This window comes from Roseovarius sp., assembly GCF_965228755.1.
Classification (GTDB): Bacteria; Pseudomonadota; Alphaproteobacteria; order Rhodobacterales; family Rhodobacteraceae; genus Roseovarius.
Genome location: NZ_CBDDIG010000009.1, coordinates 33,057 through 50,059, shown reverse-complemented (window position 1 = coordinate 50,059; position 17,003 = coordinate 33,057). Strand labels below are relative to the sequence as shown.

The 17,003-nt window shown below is 66.6% G+C and carries 16 protein-coding genes; 10 read left to right on the top strand and 6 right to left on the bottom strand.

Annotated features, from left to right (window positions below):
* Positions 1-30 precede the first annotated feature (30 nt).
* Positions 31-507: a MarR family winged helix-turn-helix transcriptional regulator gene (locus tag ACO07J_RS16645; RefSeq protein WP_422030997.1), complete on the top strand. Its 477-nt coding sequence runs from the start codon at positions 31-33 to the stop codon at positions 505-507.
* Between the two features lie 4 nt (positions 508-511).
* On the opposite strand, the gene mdoH is transcribed toward ACO07J_RS16645, so the two are convergent.
* The 4 genes from mdoH to ACO07J_RS16625 form a co-directional block, all read right to left on the bottom strand.
* Positions 512-2,314: a glucans biosynthesis glucosyltransferase MdoH gene (mdoH, locus tag ACO07J_RS16640; protein ID WP_422030995.1), complete on the bottom strand. Its 1,803-nt coding sequence runs from the start codon at positions 2,312-2,314 to the stop codon at positions 512-514.
* Between the two features lie 8 nt (positions 2,315-2,322).
* A complete protein-coding gene (locus ACO07J_RS16635) occupies positions 2,323-2,496 on the bottom strand; it encodes a hypothetical protein (protein ID WP_422030993.1) in 174 nt (57 codons plus the stop codon).
* A 44-nt stretch (positions 2,497-2,540) separates the two neighbouring features.
* Entirely contained in the window at positions 2,541-4,145 is a 1,605-nt protein-coding gene (locus tag ACO07J_RS16630; RefSeq protein ID WP_422030991.1) for a glucan biosynthesis protein, read from the bottom strand.
* 359 nt (positions 4,146-4,504) lie between these two features.
* Complete coding sequence (locus ACO07J_RS16625; protein WP_422030989.1) at positions 4,505-5,608, bottom strand: mandelate racemase/muconate lactonizing enzyme family protein; 1,104 nt, start codon at positions 5,606-5,608, stop codon at positions 4,505-4,507.
* A 113-nt stretch (positions 5,609-5,721) separates the two neighbouring features.
* Between ACO07J_RS16625 and ACO07J_RS16620 the strand changes: the two genes are divergently transcribed.
* From ACO07J_RS16620 to ACO07J_RS16585, 8 genes are all read left to right on the top strand, one after another.
* Positions 5,722-7,209, top strand: a complete 1,488-nt coding sequence (locus tag ACO07J_RS16620; protein ID WP_422030987.1) for a PLP-dependent aminotransferase family protein — start codon at positions 5,722-5,724, stop codon at positions 7,207-7,209.
* Between the two features lie 108 nt (positions 7,210-7,317).
* A complete protein-coding gene (locus ACO07J_RS16615; protein ID WP_422030985.1) occupies positions 7,318-8,631 on the top strand; it encodes an NAD(P)/FAD-dependent oxidoreductase in 1,314 nt (437 codons plus the stop codon).
* Between the two features lie 104 nt (positions 8,632-8,735).
* Positions 8,736-9,779 (top strand): ABC transporter substrate-binding protein, encoded by a 1,044-nt coding sequence (locus ACO07J_RS16610; protein ID WP_422030983.1) that lies wholly within the window; start codon positions 8,736-8,738, stop codon positions 9,777-9,779.
* 82 nt (positions 9,780-9,861) lie between these two features.
* Positions 9,862-10,950, top strand: a complete 1,089-nt coding sequence (locus tag ACO07J_RS16605; RefSeq protein ID WP_422030981.1) for an ABC transporter ATP-binding protein — start codon at positions 9,862-9,864, stop codon at positions 10,948-10,950.
* 2 nt (positions 10,951-10,952) lie between these two features.
* Complete coding sequence (locus ACO07J_RS16600; RefSeq protein ID WP_422030979.1) at positions 10,953-11,843, top strand: ABC transporter permease; 891 nt, start codon at positions 10,953-10,955, stop codon at positions 11,841-11,843.
* A complete protein-coding gene (locus tag ACO07J_RS16595) occupies positions 11,843-12,664 on the top strand; it encodes an ABC transporter permease (protein ID WP_422030977.1) in 822 nt (273 codons plus the stop codon). Before ACO07J_RS16600 ends, ACO07J_RS16595 begins: the two co-directional genes overlap by 1 nt.
* Before the next feature lie 77 nt (positions 12,665-12,741).
* Complete coding sequence (locus tag ACO07J_RS16590; protein ID WP_422030975.1) at positions 12,742-13,110, top strand: cupin domain-containing protein; 369 nt, start codon at positions 12,742-12,744, stop codon at positions 13,108-13,110.
* A 15-nt stretch (positions 13,111-13,125) separates the two neighbouring features.
* Entirely contained in the window at positions 13,126-14,742 is a 1,617-nt protein-coding gene (locus ACO07J_RS16585) for a GMC family oxidoreductase (protein ID WP_422030973.1), read from the top strand.
* 240 nt (positions 14,743-14,982) lie between these two features.
* On the opposite strand, the gene ACO07J_RS16580 is transcribed toward ACO07J_RS16585, so the two are convergent.
* Positions 14,983-15,399, bottom strand: coding sequence for a hypothetical protein (locus tag ACO07J_RS16580; protein WP_422030971.1), 417 nt, complete (start codon positions 15,397-15,399; stop codon positions 14,983-14,985).
* 383 nt (positions 15,400-15,782) lie between these two features.
* The gene (locus tag ACO07J_RS16575; protein ID WP_422030969.1) at positions 15,783-16,238 is read right to left on the bottom strand and encodes a cupin domain-containing protein; all 456 of its coding nucleotides are present in this window, start codon (positions 16,236-16,238) and stop codon (positions 15,783-15,785) included.
* 95 nt (positions 16,239-16,333) lie between these two features.
* Between ACO07J_RS16575 and ACO07J_RS16570 the strand changes: the two genes are divergently transcribed.
* Entirely contained in the window at positions 16,334-16,915 is a 582-nt protein-coding gene (locus ACO07J_RS16570) for a TetR/AcrR family transcriptional regulator (RefSeq protein ID WP_422030967.1), read from the top strand.
* Positions 16,916-17,003: the final 88 nt, after the last annotated feature.

The window sequence follows — 17,003 nt, the reverse complement described above, 5'->3', positions numbered from 1 at the left end:
AAGACACCCGGAACCACCCATGGCCCCCGCATGACCATCCGCAAACTGCCCGATCAGCCCGGCTTCATGATCCGCCGGCTGCAACAGGTGGCCATCTCGCTTTTCCACGAAACGCTCGAGACGGCGGAAATCACCCCGGTCCAGTACACCATCCTGCAGATCCTCGCCCAGAACCGGCAACTCGACCAGACGGCCATCGCCGCGCTCGCCTATCTCGACGCCTCCACCACCGGCGACGTATTGCGCCGGCTGGAAAAGCGCGGCCTCCTCCGCCGCACCGTCAAGGAAAGCGACCGCCGCTCGCGCGTGGTGGACATCACCGAGGACGGCGCACAGCTGCTCGCCCGGCTCCGCGACCGCATCACCGAAAGCCAGCACTACCTGCTCTCGCCCCTGACCGCGCAGGAACAGTCGGATTTCCTCGACTACCTGTCCCGCATCCTCGCCTTCCACGAACCCAAGGGCGAGGCGGATTACCCCACAACCCCGTGGCAGCGCGGCGCCTGAGCCCTCACGCCTTCAGCCCGTCCTTCTCCGGCAGGCGCAGCGGCACCACCGGGATCGAGCTTTGCGCATCGACACCCCAGCGCGTCAGCACGGCATCGTAAAGCTGGATCACCCGCCCCGGCGCCTGCTCGGCCGGGGTGATCATCAGCTGCCCGCGCGACGGCAGCGACCCCCATCGCAGCAGTGCCGGCGCAAGGATCATCGGCACCCCCACCGGCAACAGCCACAGAAACAGCTCGGGCGTCAGGAACCACGCGGCAAACAGCCCGATACATCCCGCCACGATGATCCACCACGACGCGGCCACCGCCTCGGGCCATTGCAGGATGCCATCGCCCCGGTTGTTGGTGGGCCAGCCCCCGTCGCGCCGCATCAGCACCTCCAGCACCGACCGGATGGTGAACATCATCAGCACCGGCGCGGTCAGCGACGACAGCAGCAGCTCCCACAACGTCGACAGGACCACCCGCACCGGCCCGCCGAACCGCCTCGCCTCGCCCGACAGGATGGCGCGCGCCGTGACCAGCAGCTTGGGCAGGAACAGCAGTCCGAAGATGCCGATGGCCAGGCTGATCGCCATCGACGCGGCCGATTGCGGGAATTGCGGGAAGGGCCAGCCGGGCACGGGGAAGTAATCCGGCGGCGTCACCAACAGCGGCGCCGCGATCGACGCGGCGATGAATCCCATCCAGAACAGCGGCGCGATGAACGCCATCACCCCCTGTGCGAACACGAATCGCGACCACGGCTTCAGCCCGGGCGCGCCGATGATCCGCAGGTGCTGCAGGTTCCCCTGGCACCAGCGCCGGTCGCGCTTGGCGTGGTCGACGATATTCTCCGGCCCTTCCTCGAACGAGCCTTCAAGGTCGTCATCCAGCCGCACGATCCACCCGTTCCGCGCCAGCAATGCCGCCTCGACATAGTCGTGGCTCATCACGTGCCCGCCGAAGGGCGGCGCGCCCTTCAGCTCCGGCAGCCCGCAGGATTGCGCGAAGGCCCGCACGTTGACGATGGCGTTATGGCCCCAGAACGGCCCTGTCCGCCCCTGCACCATGGCAAGGCCGCGGGCAAAGACCGGCGAGAAGAAGCTGGCCGAGAACTGCATCGCCCGCCCGAAATGCGATTCCGCCCTGATGATCTTGGGCAGCGTCTGCAACAGGCCAAGCTGCGGCTCGGCCTCCATCCGGCGGATCATCGTCAGGATGGTCTCGCCTTCCATCAGCGAATCCGCGTCGAGGATCACGGCATAGTCATAGGCCGCCCCCGACGTCATGATGAAATCCTGGATGTTACCGGCCTTCTTGCCGGTGTTCTTCTCCCGCCGCCGGTAAAAGAACCGGCCCACGCCGTTGCATTCTTCCACCATCCGCCGGAACACGGCCCGCTCCTGCGCGGCAATCGCCTCGTCGCGCGTGTCCGACAGGATGGCGAAATGTATCTCCGCCGGGTCGCCGATCTCCCGCAGCGATGTCTCCATCGCGGCGATCCGGGAAAAGCTCTCGCGCGGGTTCTCGTTATAGACCGGCATCAGGATGCAGGTCCGCCCCCGGATCGGCGCATCGTCCACCCCGTCGGGCGGCCGCGCGCGCGACGTCATGCCGACAAAGGCCAGCATCGCCCCCCAGGCCAGCCACATGGTCGAGATCAGGATCAGCACCGCGCGGAACACGTCGATCCATGTCAGGCCCGTGGCCTCGCCGAATTCCAGGAAAAGGATGAACGCCCCGAGCCCGGCCAGCAGGCTCGCCAGGATCATCACCGATCTCAGCGAGTACAGCACCGCCAGTGTCCTGCGCGACGACCCCATGCCAAGGATCAGGCGCCGACGTCCATCGACGTCCGTGACTGCCCCCCGGGGCGCAGCCGCCGCAGCATCCTGTGAATGATGCCGGCCTCGGCCTCGATCGTCTGCAGCGGCATCGCCAGCGGTGCCGCAGGCAGCGTGCAGGCCTCCTCGGAAAAGCCGGAGCGGTGGAAAGGTGCACGCACCTCACCCGCGCCGACGCCGATACAGGCGATTGCCTCGTCTGTTGCTATTGTCCCGTAAGCCATTGAAAAAGCCATGTTTCCGTGAGTATCTGACCGTAACCCTCTACGTGCGCCGACAGCTCGATCACCTCGCCCTCGCCGATCACGTCAAGCACCAGACGCCACATATTGTTACCCGGGATACGGTGAAGAACCTGCGAAGTAATACGTGCTCCGACCGCCGAAGCGACGACCGTCAGGTCCTCAACCGCCTCCGGCGGCAAAGGTTCCATCGGCCCACCACAAAAATCGATCACGAACTTGCGCGAGCCGTCCTCGTTCTCCACGCCCGACACGCCGCCGATCCCGGCGCGTGACGCCTTGACATAGGCGAGGTCCCCTTTCTCCTCGGGCGGAAGGTCGCCCCAGTGCAACCGGTAGCGCAGGGTCATCTCCTCGCCCGCCTTCGCCGGCTGTGTCGGTACCCAGAAGGCGACGATGTTGTCGTTGATCTCGAGGTCCGAGGGGATCTCCACCAGCCGGATCGACCCGTGTCCCCAGTCGCCGATCGGCTCGACCATGCAGGACGGGCGCCGCTCGTAGAGCGCGGCCGCATCCTGGTAATGATCGAACTCCCGGTTGCGCTGGCACAGGCCGAAACTGCGCGGCGTGTCCTCCTTGAAGAAGCTCGACGCCAGCCGCGGCGGGTTCGACAGCGGCCGCCACACCCGGTGCCCGTCGGCCCGCACGATCGCCAGCCCGTCGCTGTCATGCACCGCGGGGCGGAAATCGTCGAACTTCGCCCGGTTCCGGTCGCCATACAGGAACATCGAGGTCAGCGGCGCCACGCCCAGCTGGGCGATATCCTTGCGGAAGAACAGCCGCGCCGTCACCTCCATCTGCGTGTCGCGGCCCGGCGAGATGACGAACTCGTAGGCCCCGGTCAGCGACGGGCTCTCCAGCGCCGCCCACACGGTGATCACGTCCGAGCCGGGCTGCGGCCGGCTGATCCAGAACCGGGTGAAGCGCGGAAACTCCTCCTGCACGTCCGACCCGGTATTCACCGCCAGCCCCCGCGCCGACAGGCCATAGGTCGACCCCCGGCCAAGCGCCCGGAAATACGACGCGCCCTGGAACGCGATCAGCTCGTCCATGATGTCGGGCCGGTTGATCGGGTTGTGCAGCCGGAACCCCGCCACCCCGGGAAGCGGGGCATGTTCCGGCACCTTCTCGCGTGCCGTGCGCTCGTAGACGAAATCGTCGGTGTCGAACTCCATCGGCCGGATGCGCCCGTCCGCCACCTCGAACAGGTGAACCGGCCGGTTGAACAGCCAGCCCATGTGAAAGGCGTGCAGTTCGAACCGCGTGTGGTCGATCGCGCCGAAACGCGCCCGCTCCGGCACAAAGCGGATCAGCCGGTAATCGTCGTAATTGAGCGTGTTGAGAAAGCTGTTCTCGACGGTGTTCGGCGCGTCCGCCCGCTGGGCGCCGGCGCGCATCTCCTCGACCAGCCGTTCGAAGCTGAACGCGTCGGCATCGGTATCCGGCGCCTCGGCGGCCGCCTCGTCATTCGCCTCCTGCGAGAGCGCGCCGCCCGCCGTCAGCAGCATCAGCGCCGACGAGGAAAGCAGCACACCGCGCCGCGTAAGGTGGAAAGGTTTTGTCGTCATGCGGGACCGCATCCAATTCTGATTCGAGCTCTCGCGCAGCAGCCGCGCGGGCTTTCGACTTTTGTTCGGTTTACACATTTCGCCGGGCTAAAAAACTGGTATCTCACGGCTTTCCGTCCAAACCGTGCGAATTGAGCGAAACGTGGCCGAGGCTGGCGTATACCTGCCGCCTCGCTGGGCACATATCGGCATGACGCCGCCGGAATGCCCGCCGCGCGTTACGTCCCCATGCGGAATCGGCAAGGGCTCCGGCCCGGTTTCCGGGGCCGGATTCTCTCCGCCCGCCCGCCGGCGTCACCGGTCGGGCACGGGCCCCGATGAACCAAGGGTTGCAGCGATACGCTGCGGTGAAACCGGTCTCAGCCCGCCTCGCTCACCCGGTACTCGGCCCGGTCCAGCCAGTCGGGGCAGATCTCCACCCCCCAGCCCGGTGCATCCGTCACCGTCACGTGCCCGTCGACAACCTCGTAAGGATCGTTCCGGAACAGCCCCTCCTGCCAGGGATAGTAATCCGCCCCCTCGATCGAGAACTCCAGGTACTTGCCCGCGCAGGGAATCGCCCGCAGCAGGTGCATCGTGAACAGCGTCACCAGCGACAGGTTCGCGGCGTGCGGCGTCACCGGCATCCCCGCCGCCTCGGCCATCCGCGCCACCCGCAGGGTCCGGGCAATGCCGCCGATATACAGCACGTCCGGCTGCAGCACGTCGACGATCCGCCCCTCGATCATCCCTTTCCAGTTGGCCATCATGCAATCCTGCTCGCCGCCGCAGACATCGATTTCCAGCGCCTCGGTCACCTCGCGGGTCTGCTCGAACTCCCAATAGGGGCAGGGCTCCTCGTAATGCGAAATCCCGTGATCCTGCAAAAGCCTGCCCACCTCGATCGCCTTGGCGGGCGAGTAGCAGGAATTCGCATCGGCCAGCAACGCCGGCCCGTCCCCCAGCGCCCGGCGGATGGTCGGCACGATCTCCTCCGTGCGCCCCTCCCACTCGTCACGGTCGCGGCCCACCTCGGCCCCGATCCGGAACTTGAACGCATCGAACCCGTGCGCATCGCGCAGCCGCAGGAACCGCTCCGCCTCGTCCTTCGGGGTGATGTCCCGCTTCATCGACGACGCATATGCGCGCACGCGTCCCGCGCTGCCCCCGATCAGCTCGCAGACCGGTTTGCCCTCGCGCTTGCCCCGCATGTCCCAGAGCGCGGTATCCACCCCGCCCATCGCCCGCCGCAGGTAGGAACCGGGGAACTTGTGCTCACGGTCCCGCACGATATCGAGCATCCCGTCGATATCCCCGCAATCCATACCCAGCGCATAGGGCGCCACCTGCCGGTGCAGCACCTGCGCGGTGATATCGGCGTAATAGGGCGCCACCTGCCCCCAGCCCTCGGCGCCATCCTCGGCGGTGGCCCTGACGAAACAGACGAAGCTGTCGGTGAAAGTCTCGAGTTTTTGCAGTTTCATCTGGGTCAACCGGGCCTTGGCGCTGAAGTGTCGGATTGCAGGCTGGAAAATAATTGGCCGGTCCGGTATATCCATTTCGGCAAGTTGGCCAGACCAATTGGTCCGGAGGGCCCATGAAACACGCTGCCGGGGCGCTGCTGTCGTCCATCCAGATCGACCGCAAATCGCGCAAATCCGTCAGCGTGCAGCTCTACATGGCGCTCCGCGACATCCTGCTGTCGGGCGGCCTGCCGCCCGGCGAACGCCTTCCCGCCACCCGCACGCTCGCCCGCGAACTGGGCGTCTCCCGCACCACCGTGATCGACGCCATCGACCGGCTGGTCTCCGAAGGGATGCTCGTCTCCCGCGTCGGTGCCGGCACTTTCGTCAGCGAGACGCTGGAAAACCAGCGCCCGCCCACGGCCCCGCCCGACGCCACCCATTCCGGCCCCAACCCGCGCCTCTCCTACGCCATCAGCCATGCCGAGAAGGATTACGCCACCCGCACCTGGCTCCCGCACGAGCCCCGCGCCTTCGTCACCGCGCTGCCGGCGCTCGATGCCTTCCCCATCGCCCACTGGTCGCGCCTGTCGGCCCGCCACCTGCGCGGCGCCCGCAGCGACGTGATGGGCTACGGCCAGCCCAAGGGGCTCGAGGCGCTCCGCCGCGCCATCGCCACCCATCTCAGCGCGCTGAAGGGCATCCGCTGCCACCACGAACAGATCTTCATCACCTGCGGCGCCCAGCACGCCTTCTCCCTCATCGGCCGCCTGCTGCTCAACCCCGGCGACCGCGTGTGGATGGAAAACCCCGGCGCCTCCGGTGCCCGCAACGCGCTCCTCTCCGAAGGCGCCGAACTGGTCCCCGTCGACGTCGACGAGGAAGGCATGATCGTCGCCGATGGCCTCGCCAAGGCCCCGCATTTCCGCCTCGCCTTCGTCACCCCCTCGCACCAGCAGCCGCTGGGCCACGTCATGTCCCTCTCCCGCCGGTTCGAGCTTCTGCAGGCGGCGGAAGAGGCGCAGGCGCTCATCATCGAAGACGATTACGACGGCGAATTCTACTACGGCAGCGCCGCCCAGCCCGCGCTGCGCGGCACCGACAATGCCGGCCGCGTGCTCTATGTCGGCACCTTCTCCAAGTCGCTCTTCCCGGCGCTCCGGCTGGGCTTCGTGCTGGTCCCCGAACGCATGACCGACGTGTTCGACCGGATGTTCCAGTTCTGGGCCAGTGGCCCGCCCACCGCCACCCAGGCCATCGTCGCCGATTTCATGGACGAGGGGCATTTCGCCACCCACATCCGCCTGATGCGCCGCCTCTACAAGGCCCGCTACGAGGCGCTGGTCGAGGCGGCGCAATCGCTCCCCGACTGCGTGGCGCTGCAGGACACCGCCAGCGGCTTCCACACCCCCGCCTTCATCTCCGGCGCGGTCGATGAACAGGCGCTTGTGGCCCAGGCTGCCGAAAAGGGCGTCACCCTGGCGCCGCTCTCGCGATACTGCCTTGACCCGATCGGCCGATCGGGGCTCGTATTCGGCTTCGGCAGCGTCGCCCCGGAAGACATCCACCGCGGCATCGAGGCGATCCGCGACCTGCCGGCATGGCGGGGCAAATTGGTCTGACCAATTTATCAAATTGGATATGAGGTGCGGGCCAATCCTGCCCTAGCGTTTTGACGATAACCCGCGCAGGGCGGCGCTCGCCGCATCCCGCGCGTCTGGAGGATACCGATGGCAACATCGACATCGACGGCACCGCGCCACCAAGTCTACTGGCTCGACGATGTCGGCCCGGCGCCGGACTTTTCCGGCGACCTGCCGGTATCCGTCGACGTGGTCATCGTGGGCTCCGGCTATACCGGCCTCAACGCCGCCATCCAGACGGCGCGCGGCGGCCGCTCCACCCTCGTGCTCGACGCCGACGACCCCGGCTACGGCTGCTCCACCCGCAACGGCGGCCAGATCAGCACCAGCATCAAGCCCTCGCTCGAAAAGCTCGCCGCCAAGCACGGCAAGCAGAAGGCCCGCGCCATCCGGGGCGAGGGGGCATCGGCCCTCTCGTGGATCGAGGATTTCGTCAAGACCGAAGGCATCGACTGCGATTTCCGCAAGGTCGGCCGCTTCCACGCCGCCCATTCCCCCGACGCCTACGAAACCCTCGCCTGCGACGTCGAGAAACTGCAGGCGCAGGAGGGGATCGAGTGCTTCACCGTCCCCCGCGCCGAACAGAAGCGGGAACTGGGCACCGACACCTATTACGGCGGCCTCGTCTACCCCAACCACTGCTCTCTGCACCCCGCGAAATACCACCGCGGCCTCTTGCGGCTGGCCACCGACGCCGGCGCGCAGATCCTCGGCCATTGCCGCGTCACCGGCATCGAACGGCAGGTCAACGGCTTCCGCGTCACCACCGAAAAGGGCACCGTCGAGGCGCGCGAGGTCGTGGTCGCCACCAACGGCTACACCACCGGCCTCACGCCGTGGCTGCAACGCCGGGTCATCCCCATCGGCAGCTACATCATCGCCACCGAGGAACTGCCCGAATCCCTCGTGAACGAGCTGTTCCCCACCGACCGCATCGCCAGCGACACGTTCAAGGTGCTCTACTACTACCGCGCCTCGCCCGACCGGAAACGCATCCTCTTCGGCGGCCGCGTCTCGGCGGCGGAAACCGATCCAAATATCTCCGGCCCGCGCCTGTTCGAAAGTATGTGCCGCATCTTCCCGCAACTGCGCGACCGCCAGATCACCCATTCCTGGATGGGCACCGTCGCCTACAGCTTCGACGAGCTCGCCCACACCGGCACCCATGACGGCATCCATTACGCCATGGGCTACTGCGGCTCCGGCGTGTCGATGGCCAGCTATCTCGGCATGCGCACGGGCCAGAAGATCCTCGGCCTCGCCGAGGGCGCCACCGCCTTCGACGACCTGCCGTTCCCCACGCGCCCCCTATACACCGGCAAGCCTTGGTTCCTGCCCGCCGCCGTCGCCTGGTACCGCTGGCAGGACACCCGCCAATACCGGAGGGCCGCCCACGCCTGACCGAGATGTTCGCCGGTGCGCGCCGAGCCTGCGAAAGACAACAACAACCGGCAACCGTCGCGGGAAACGCGGCATATCCAACTCTGACAGGAGGAACACCAACCATGAAACCCACACTCGCCGCACCCCTCGCGGTCGCGCTGCTGGCCTCGACCAGCGCGCTGGCCCAGGACAAGGAAATCACCGTCGCCTCGTGGGGCGGCTCCTACCAGGAGGCGCAGAGCAAGGCGCTGTTCGAACCCGCCTCCGAGGCCATGGGCATCACCGTGAAACAGGAAACCTATGGCGGCATGGCCGACGTCCGCCTCCAGGTCTCGACCGGCCAGGTCACCTTCGACCTCGTCGCCAGCGGCTCCGGCTCCGCCGCCCGCGCCGGCGCCGAGGGGCTGCTCGAACCGCTCGACTATGACGTGATCGACGTGTCGAACTTCTACGAGACGCTCTATTCCGAATACTGCGTCGGCGGCGACGTGTTCTCGGTCGTGGCGGCCTGGAACACCGACACCTATGGCGAGGACGGGCCCCAGAACTGGGCGGATTTCTTCGACACCGAGAAATTCCCCGGCACCCGCGCCTACCGCAACACCGTCTCCGGCGCGCTCGAACCCGCGCTCATGGCCGACGGCGTCCCGCCCGAGGAGGTGTACGAGGTGCTCTCTTCCGAGGAAGGCATCGAGCGCGCGCTGAACAAGATCCGCGAGCTGCGCCCCAACATCGCCGTCTACTGGTCCTCGGGCGCCCAGCACGCCCAGCTCATGAAGGATGGCGAGGTCGACATGACCACCGGCTGGAACGGCCGCTTCGACAACGCCGCCAAGGATGGCGGCAAGGTCTCCTATACCTTCAACCAGGCGCTGCTCGACTATGACTGCTTCGCCATCCCGAAGGGCGCGCCGAACAAGGATCTGGCGATGGAATTCCTCGCCGAGATTTCCAAGGCGGAATACCAGGACGACCTGCCGAAATACATCACCTACGGCCCCACCAACAAGGGCGCCTACGACACCGGCGAAATCTCCGAAGAGGTCGCGGCCTCCCTGCCGTCCTCGCCCGAGAACGCGGCCAAGCAGCTTCCCATCTCGCTCGAATGGTACGCCGAATGGGAACAGACCGCGGCCGAGATGTACCAGGAAATGCTGACCGAATAGGTCCGGCCTGACAACCGAAAGGGCGGGCGTCCATCGCGGCGCCCGCCCGCATCATCCAGCCAGAACGCCGGGGGACCACACCTTGACCACCCAAGCCACCGAAGCCCTGCCGATTTCGATCAGCAACGTCACCAAGACCTACGGCCCGGTCCACGCGCTCGACGATCTCTCGCTCGAAGTCAAAAGCGGCGAATTCCTCACCCTTCTGGGGCCCTCCGGCTCGGGCAAGACGACGCTGCTGATGGTGCTTGCGGGCTTCACCCGGCCCGATTGCGGCAGCCTGAAATTCGGCGACGACGAGGTGATCCGCAAGCCGCCCCACCTGCGCGACGTGGGCATGACCTTCCAGAGCTACGCGCTCTTCCCGCACATGACCGTGGCGGGCAACGTGGGCTACCCCCTCCGCCTGCGCAAAGTGCCCAAATCCGAGATTGCCGAGCGGGTCGAAGGCGCGCTCGAAACCGTCCAGCTCGGCGGCTACGGCGACCGCCGCATCGACCAGCTTTCCGGCGGCCAGAAACAGCGCGTCGCCGTCGCCCGCGCCATCGTCTTCGAACCGCGCATCCTGTTGATGGACGAACCGCTTTCGGCCCTCGACAAGAAACTGCGCGACCAGATGCAGATCGAACTGCGCCACCTCCACGAACAGCTCGGCATGACCACCGTCTACGTCACCCATGACCAGCGCGAGGCGCTGACCATGTCCGACCGCATCGCGGTGGTGAACCATGGCCGCATCATGCAGCTTTCCACCCCGCGCGACCTCTATGAACGCCCCGCAAACCGCTTCGTCGCCGACTTCATAGGCGAATCCACCTTCCTGCCGGTCAGCCGCACGGGATCGGACGTGCGCTACGGCGACACCGCCCTGCGCTACAGCGGCGAGTTGCCCGACACGCCCGACCTGCAGCTGATGATCCGACCCGAGCGCGTGCTCCTCTCCGACACCGGGCCCGTCGAGGGCGCCAACAACTTCACCGCCACCGCCAGCGACGTGGTCTACCAGGGCGACAGCTTCCTCCTCCACGCCCGCCTTCAGGACGGGCAACAGATCGTCATGCGCGGTGCCGTCCGCGGCGACCGGGCCACCTCGCTGCCGCATGTGGGCGATACCGTCACGCTGACCATGGCGCCCGAGGACACGGTGCTCATCGACGGGCGCGAGGTCTGAGCATGACCACCACCGCCCTCCGCCCCAACGAGGCCGGCCTCCGCGCCGACGGCCGCCTCGAACGCCTCCGCCTCTTCGGGCTCAGCTCACCGGCGATGCTGCTCATCCTGATCATCCTCGTCATCCCCGTGGGCTGGCTCTTCTACGTCTCCTTCATCGGCGCCACCGGGGAATTCTCGCTGGAAAACTACGAACGGATGATCAAGCGGAAATCCTACATCCGCATCTTCATCACCACCTTCCAGGTCAGCGTGCTGACCACGGGCCTCTGCATCCTGATCGGCTATCCTCTGGCCTATTTCATGTCGCAGCTCCCCAACCGGCTGGCCAATCTCTGCCTGATCACCGTGCTCCTGCCGTTCTGGACCTCGCTTCTCGTGCGCACCTACGCCTGGCTCGTCCTCCTTCAGAAACAGGGGCTGGTGAACCAGTGGGCCATGAATCTCGGCCTCTGGGACGAGCCGCTCAAGATCGTCCACAACATGACCGGCACCCTGATCGGCATGGTCCACATCATGCTGCCCTTCCTGATCCTGCCGGTCTACGGGGCGATGAAGGCCATCGACCGCGACTATCTCAAGGCCGCCGCCAACCTCGGCGCCAACCCGCGCCGGGCCTTCTGGACGGTGTTCTTCCCGCTCACCACGCCGGGCCTCTTCGCCGGCTCCCTCATGGTCTTCATCCTCTGCCTCGGCTTCTTCGTCACGCCGGCGGTGCTGGGCGGCGGCAAGGTCATCATGGTGTCGATGAAGATCGTCTCCAACATCGAGCTTTTCGTGAACTGGGGCGCGGCCAGCGCCATGGGCGTGGTCCTGCTGATCATGACCCTCGTGATCCTCTGGATCGCCTCCCGCTTCCTCCGCCTCGACCAGATCACCTCGGGAGGGCACTGATGGCCAGCTGGTTCAAATCCCCCGCCTCGGAAACCCAGGTCACCCACGGCCAGCGCCTCTGGCTCTATGTCTTCGCGGTCATCACCATGATCCTGCTGGTGCTGCCCACGCTGATCGTGATCCCGATGTCCTTCTCCGACAGCCAGTACCTCGAATTCCCGCCCGAACACTGGTCGACCCGCTGGTACGACAATTTCTTCGGCTCCGAGGAATGGATGCAGGCCGCCCGCACCTCGCTGCAGACGGCGGTGCTGACCATGCTGGTCGCGACGCCGGTCGGCGTCGCCGCGGCCTACGGGCTGCACACCTCCAACGTGCCCTTCGTGCGCATGGCCTTCGTGATGATGATCACCCCGATGATGGTGCCCCTCGTGCTGGTCGCCATCGGCGCCTTCTACGCCTATGTCCAGCTCAACATCCTCTACACCGTCACCGGCCTCGTGCTGGCCCATACCGTGCTGGCCCTGCCGCTCGTCGTCATCGTGTCCGGCTCGGCCCTCAAGGGCTACGACATGAGCCAGGAACAGGCCGCCCGCAGCCTCGGCGCCCCCCGCTGGAAGGCGTTCTTCACCGTCACCCTGCCGCAGATCCGCTTCGCCGTGGTCACCAGCGCGCTGCTGGCCTTCCTCACCTCCTTCGACGAGGTGGTCGTGGCCATGTTCATCTCCGGCGGCGACAACCCGACGCTCACCCGCAACATGTTCAATGCGCTCCGCGACCAGATCGACCCGACGATCGCCGCCATCTCGACCCTGATGATCTTCGTCACCACGGTGATGATGGTGCTGGCCCAGGTCTTCGGACAGCAGAGAAAGCCCTGACCACACCCCACACGCAGGACGGGGCAGGGGGCGCCGGCCTCCCGCCCCGTCCTTCCTTCCAACCACCGGAGCCCCCGATGATCGACCTCAAGACCTTCGAAAACCTCGCCAAGCAACCGCTCGGTGATTTCGCCCCCAAGCCCACCACCCTCACCGAAGGGCAGCAGGAAGCCTCCAGCCTCCTCTGGACCTCGGCCGACGGGCACACCAAGATCGGCGTCTGGGAATGCACCCCCGGCCACTTCACCGCCGACCGCACGGCGGCGGGCGAATACTGCCACATCATCTCGGGCCGGGCGACGGTCTCGGGCCCGGGCGGGCAGGGGGCAAGCCGCGACATCGGCCCCGGCGACCTGCTGATCCTGCCGCAGGGCTGGACAGGCGAATGGGTCATCCACGAACACATGCGCAAGCTCTTCGTCATCAGCGCCTCTCCCGATATCTGAACGCCCGGCACCCCCATGTCAGACCATGACTTCATCGTCGTCGGCGCCGGCTCGGCGGGCTGCGTACTGGCCAACCGCCTCAGCGAAAACGGCAAGTACACCGTCCTCCTGCTCGAAGCCGGCGGCAGCGATCTCAACTTCTGGATCTGGATGCCGATCGGCTACGGCAAGACCTTCTACCGCAAATCCGTCAACTGGATGTACCGGACCGAACCCGACCCCGGCACCGGCGGCCGCGTCTCCTACTGGCCGCGCGGCAAGGTGATGGGCGGCTCCAGCTCGATCAACGCCATGGTCTATGTCCGCGGCCAGCCCGAGGATTTCGACGAATGGCGCGACATGGGCAACCCCGGCTGGGGCTGGGACGACGTGCTGCCCTATTTCCGCAAGGCCGAAACCAACGACCGCGGCGCCGACGAATGGCGCGGCGGCGACGGTCCCCTGCATGTCTGCACCATGGACCGCGACCTCCACCCGCTCTGCGCCGATTTCATCAAGGCGGGGGAGGAACTGCAATTCCCCCATAACCGCGATTTCAACGGCGCACGGCAGGAGGGCGTCGGCACCTACCAGAACACCGCCCGTGACGGGATGCGCATGTCCACCGCCCGCGCCTATATCCGCCCGGCCCGCCACCGCCCCAACCTGCGCGTCGAAACCCATGCCCACGCGACGAAACTTCTCTTCGACGGCACCCGCGCCACCGGAATCGCCTACAGCCAGCGCGGCACGATGAAAGAGGCCCGCGCCCGCCGCGAGGTGATCGTCGCCGCCGGCGCGGTCAACTCGCCCCAGCTTCTCCAGCTCTCCGGCATCGGCCCCGGCGCCGACCTGCAGTCGCACGGCATCGAGGTGGTCCATGACAGCCCCGGCGTCGGCCAGCACCTGCAGGACCATCTCGGCATCGACTACCTCTTCCGCTCCCGCGTGCCCACGCTCAACCAGCAGCTCGGGCCATGGTACGGCAAGCTCTGGCACGGCGCCCGCTACATCCTAACAAGACGCGGCCCGCTCTCGCTCGGCGTCAACCAGGCGGGCGGCTTCGTCCGCACCCGGCCGGGCCTCGCGAAACCCAACATGCAGCTCTTCTTCTCACCCGTCAGCTACACCAAGGCCGTCCCCGGCAAGCGCGCCCTGATGAACCCCGACACCTTCCCCGGCTTCCTCCTCGGCGCCCAGCCCACGCGCCCCACCAGCCGCGGCCACATCGCCCTGCGCTCGCCCGACCCGTTCGACGTGCCGCGCATCTTCCCCAACTACCTCGCCACCGAGGAAGACATGCAGGACATGCTCGAAGGCTCCAAGCTCATGCGCCGCTTCGCCGAAACCCCGGCCTTCCGGCGCATCATCGAGGCCGAAATCGCCCCCGGCCCGGAGGTGCAAACCGACGAGGAGCTCATCGACGACATCCGCGCCCGCGCCGGCACCGTCTTCCACCCGGTCAGCACCTGCCGCATGGGCCCCGACCCCGCCACCGACGTGGTCGACGCCCGCCTGAAGGTCCACGGCATCACCGGCCTCCGCGTCGCCGACGCCTCTGTCTTCCCGACGCTCACCTCCGGCAACACCAACGCGCCGGTGGTGATGCTGGGCGAGAAGGCCGCGGATATGGTGCTCGCGGATCAGGGGTAAGGGCAGGGGGGAGAGGCTAGCCCCCGCGCGGAACAAAGGGCTTCAGCCCGCCGCGCATCGTCGGGCCGCCCCGACGGCACGGCGATTTGTCAGGTGAAGTGCCACGCTGGAGGGTTGGATGTACGTCGCAACCATAAAGCGGCAGCTACCCCCGTCGGCTCGCCGCACCACGGCCCGCCGACGCGCGGCTCCTCACCGTCAGGAAAGATGGCTCCCTCCAACAAACCGTGAGGGTTCAGTTCAACCTTTGCCGAGCACACCGACCCGAAAGTTCACGCAATCTTCGGCACCGGCAAGAACATCCTCACCCACCCCGTCCACCGGACGAAGAACCAGCCGCATCCGGTTGCCGTCGCCCTTGGCGAAGTTAAACAGGAAATATGCGCGAGCGTCATGATCGACGAGGATCGCCGCTCCTGCCTCGCCATCCGTCTCGAAGCCGGGCCGGTGAAACTGTCGGATACCCCGATCGGGCAAGTCGTCGCAAACCGGCCGGACGACGAAGGAGAGGTACAGCGCTTCGACGATTTCTTCCCACTCGTCGTAAGCGTCGTCATAACCGGTCTCAATCCCGGCAGCGTCGGCCAGCGGCACGATCGCTTCAAGGGCTTCGAGGCACAGTTCTACGTGCCGCCTGAGGTCGATTGCTTCACTCATGCCCATCCCGATGCGTGCGGTACGGGGGCAGTCTAGATGCTGTCCCCGGCATTGCAACGCCCGCTCCGCAGTGCGCTCGTTCGTTTCCGGCTAAAACCTCACCTATCCACGAAGTCCCCGCGCGGAATCCAGGGCGAAGCCCGCCGCGCATCGTCCGCTGGCCGGCAGGCGATTGCCTGCAATCGCCGAGAGGTGGGCCGTCCTGACGGCACGGCGATTTGGCAGCCTTAGTGCCACGCTCCCATGATGGACGTACTCGGCAGCCATAAAGCGGCAGCTACCCCCGTCGGCTCGCCGCACCACGGCCCGCCGATGCGCGGCTCCTCACCGTCGGGAGACATCGCGCGCTCCCAAACACTCCACCGCTTCGCGCAAGCAGAACCCTACTGCGGCACCGAGATCGTCATCCCCGCCTGTTCCGCAACCTTCAGGACCGCCCCCAGGTCCGGCTCCGACGGCGTTGGCAATGTCGTCTGGTCCTCCGGAAGCGGCCTGCCGATGCCGGTGAAGAAGGCTTTGTGCATATGCCCGGGAGCATTCAGGATGAGCAGCCGCGCCGGGCCGTCGCCAATGGCCTGGAACGCGTGGGTCTCGCCGTCGGGCACCGCAACGAAATCACCCGGCCCCGCGACCCTGTCCGTTCCGCCGATGTTGAAGGCAACCTGTCCGTCAATGATGAAGAACCCCTCCGTCTCACCGGCATGATGGTTGGGCGGCGCACCGGCCCCCACGGGCACGAGGCACTCGACGAGACAGTACTTCCCGTCGGTCTCTTCCGGAAAGGCATGGAATTTCAGCAGAATATTCAAGACATCATAGGTGCGCGGTTGCGGTGCCATGTCGACAATCCTTGTTTGCAGCAATATCGAATTCATGATACACATGTCTCAAAATAAGACAATAGTCTCACGAACGGCAAGCCACGGAATCCGCAATGCCCAAGACCAAAGGCCGATCCGCACAACGCGCGCGCACGCGACAGGCCATCCTGGACGGGGCCCGTAAACTGCTGTCGGAAGGCAAACCCGTGACCGTCGCCGCCGCCGCCGCCGAAACCGGCATCTCCAAGGCCACCAGCTACCGCTATTTTTCCGACGCCGACCTCCTCGTGGCAGAAGCCGTGCTCGACATCGCGGTCAAGCCCTACGAGGCCGTCGTCAGCGGCGCCCCGGACCTGCGCGGCAAGCTCAAGGCGATCTGCCTGTACTTCCTCGATCTCGCGCTCGAGAACGAACCCGAGTTCCGGCAGTTCCTCGCCGCGTCGATGCGCGCATGGTCCGCCGAAAGCAGGGTGGCCGCGCGGGGCGGTCGCCGCGTCGCCATGTTCCACCGCGCGCTCTCGGAACATGACACCGGGCTGAGGGACGACCAGAAGGAAACGCTCGTCTGCGCCCTGTCGGCCTCGACCGGAATGGAAGCCTTGATCGCGTTGATCGACGTCGCCGGCGCCTCCCCCGACCAGGCCCGGGAGGTGGTCGCGTTCATGGTCGATGCCATGCTCGACCGAGTGCTCTGACGGCCTGCCCTGACGGTCGGGCGACCTGCCACCGTGGGTGTTGCGCCACCCCCCAGATATCGCGTGTTGCGCGCGGGACGCCACATCA

Bases quoted from the DNA above. Each gene is read 5' to 3' on its own strand.
- mdoH (WP_422030995.1), bottom strand. From the start codon at position 2,314: ATGGGGTCGTCGCGCAGGACACTGGCGGTGCTGTACTCGCTGAGATCG.
- ACO07J_RS16645 (WP_422030997.1), top strand. From the start codon at position 31: ATGACCATCCGCAAACTGCCCGATCAGCCCGGCTTCATGATCCGCCGG.
- ACO07J_RS16620 (WP_422030987.1), top strand. From the start codon at position 5,722: ATGAAACACGCTGCCGGGGCGCTGCTGTCGTCCATCCAGATCGACCGC.
- ACO07J_RS16585 (WP_422030973.1), top strand. From the start codon at position 13,126: ATGTCAGACCATGACTTCATCGTCGTCGGCGCCGGCTCGGCGGGCTGC.
- ACO07J_RS16595 (WP_422030977.1), top strand. From the start codon at position 11,843: ATGGCCAGCTGGTTCAAATCCCCCGCCTCGGAAACCCAGGTCACCCAC.
- ACO07J_RS16570 (WP_422030967.1), top strand. From the start codon at position 16,334: ATGCCCAAGACCAAAGGCCGATCCGCACAACGCGCGCGCACGCGACAG.
- ACO07J_RS16575 (WP_422030969.1), bottom strand. From the start codon at position 16,238: ATGGCACCGCAACCGCGCACCTATGATGTCTTGAATATTCTGCTGAAA.
- ACO07J_RS16630 (WP_422030991.1), bottom strand. From the start codon at position 4,145: ATGACGACAAAACCTTTCCACCTTACGCGGCGCGGTGTGCTGCTTTCC.
- ACO07J_RS16590 (WP_422030975.1), top strand. From the start codon at position 12,742: ATGATCGACCTCAAGACCTTCGAAAACCTCGCCAAGCAACCGCTCGGT.
- ACO07J_RS16580 (WP_422030971.1), bottom strand. From the start codon at position 15,399: ATGAGTGAAGCAATCGACCTCAGGCGGCACGTAGAACTGTGCCTCGAA.
- ACO07J_RS16610 (WP_422030983.1), top strand. From the start codon at position 8,736: ATGAAACCCACACTCGCCGCACCCCTCGCGGTCGCGCTGCTGGCCTCG.
- ACO07J_RS16600 (WP_422030979.1), top strand. From the start codon at position 10,953: ATGACCACCACCGCCCTCCGCCCCAACGAGGCCGGCCTCCGCGCCGAC.
- ACO07J_RS16615 (WP_422030985.1), top strand. From the start codon at position 7,318: ATGGCAACATCGACATCGACGGCACCGCGCCACCAAGTCTACTGGCTC.
- ACO07J_RS16625 (WP_422030989.1), bottom strand. From the start codon at position 5,608: ATGAAACTGCAAAAACTCGAGACTTTCACCGACAGCTTCGTCTGTTTC.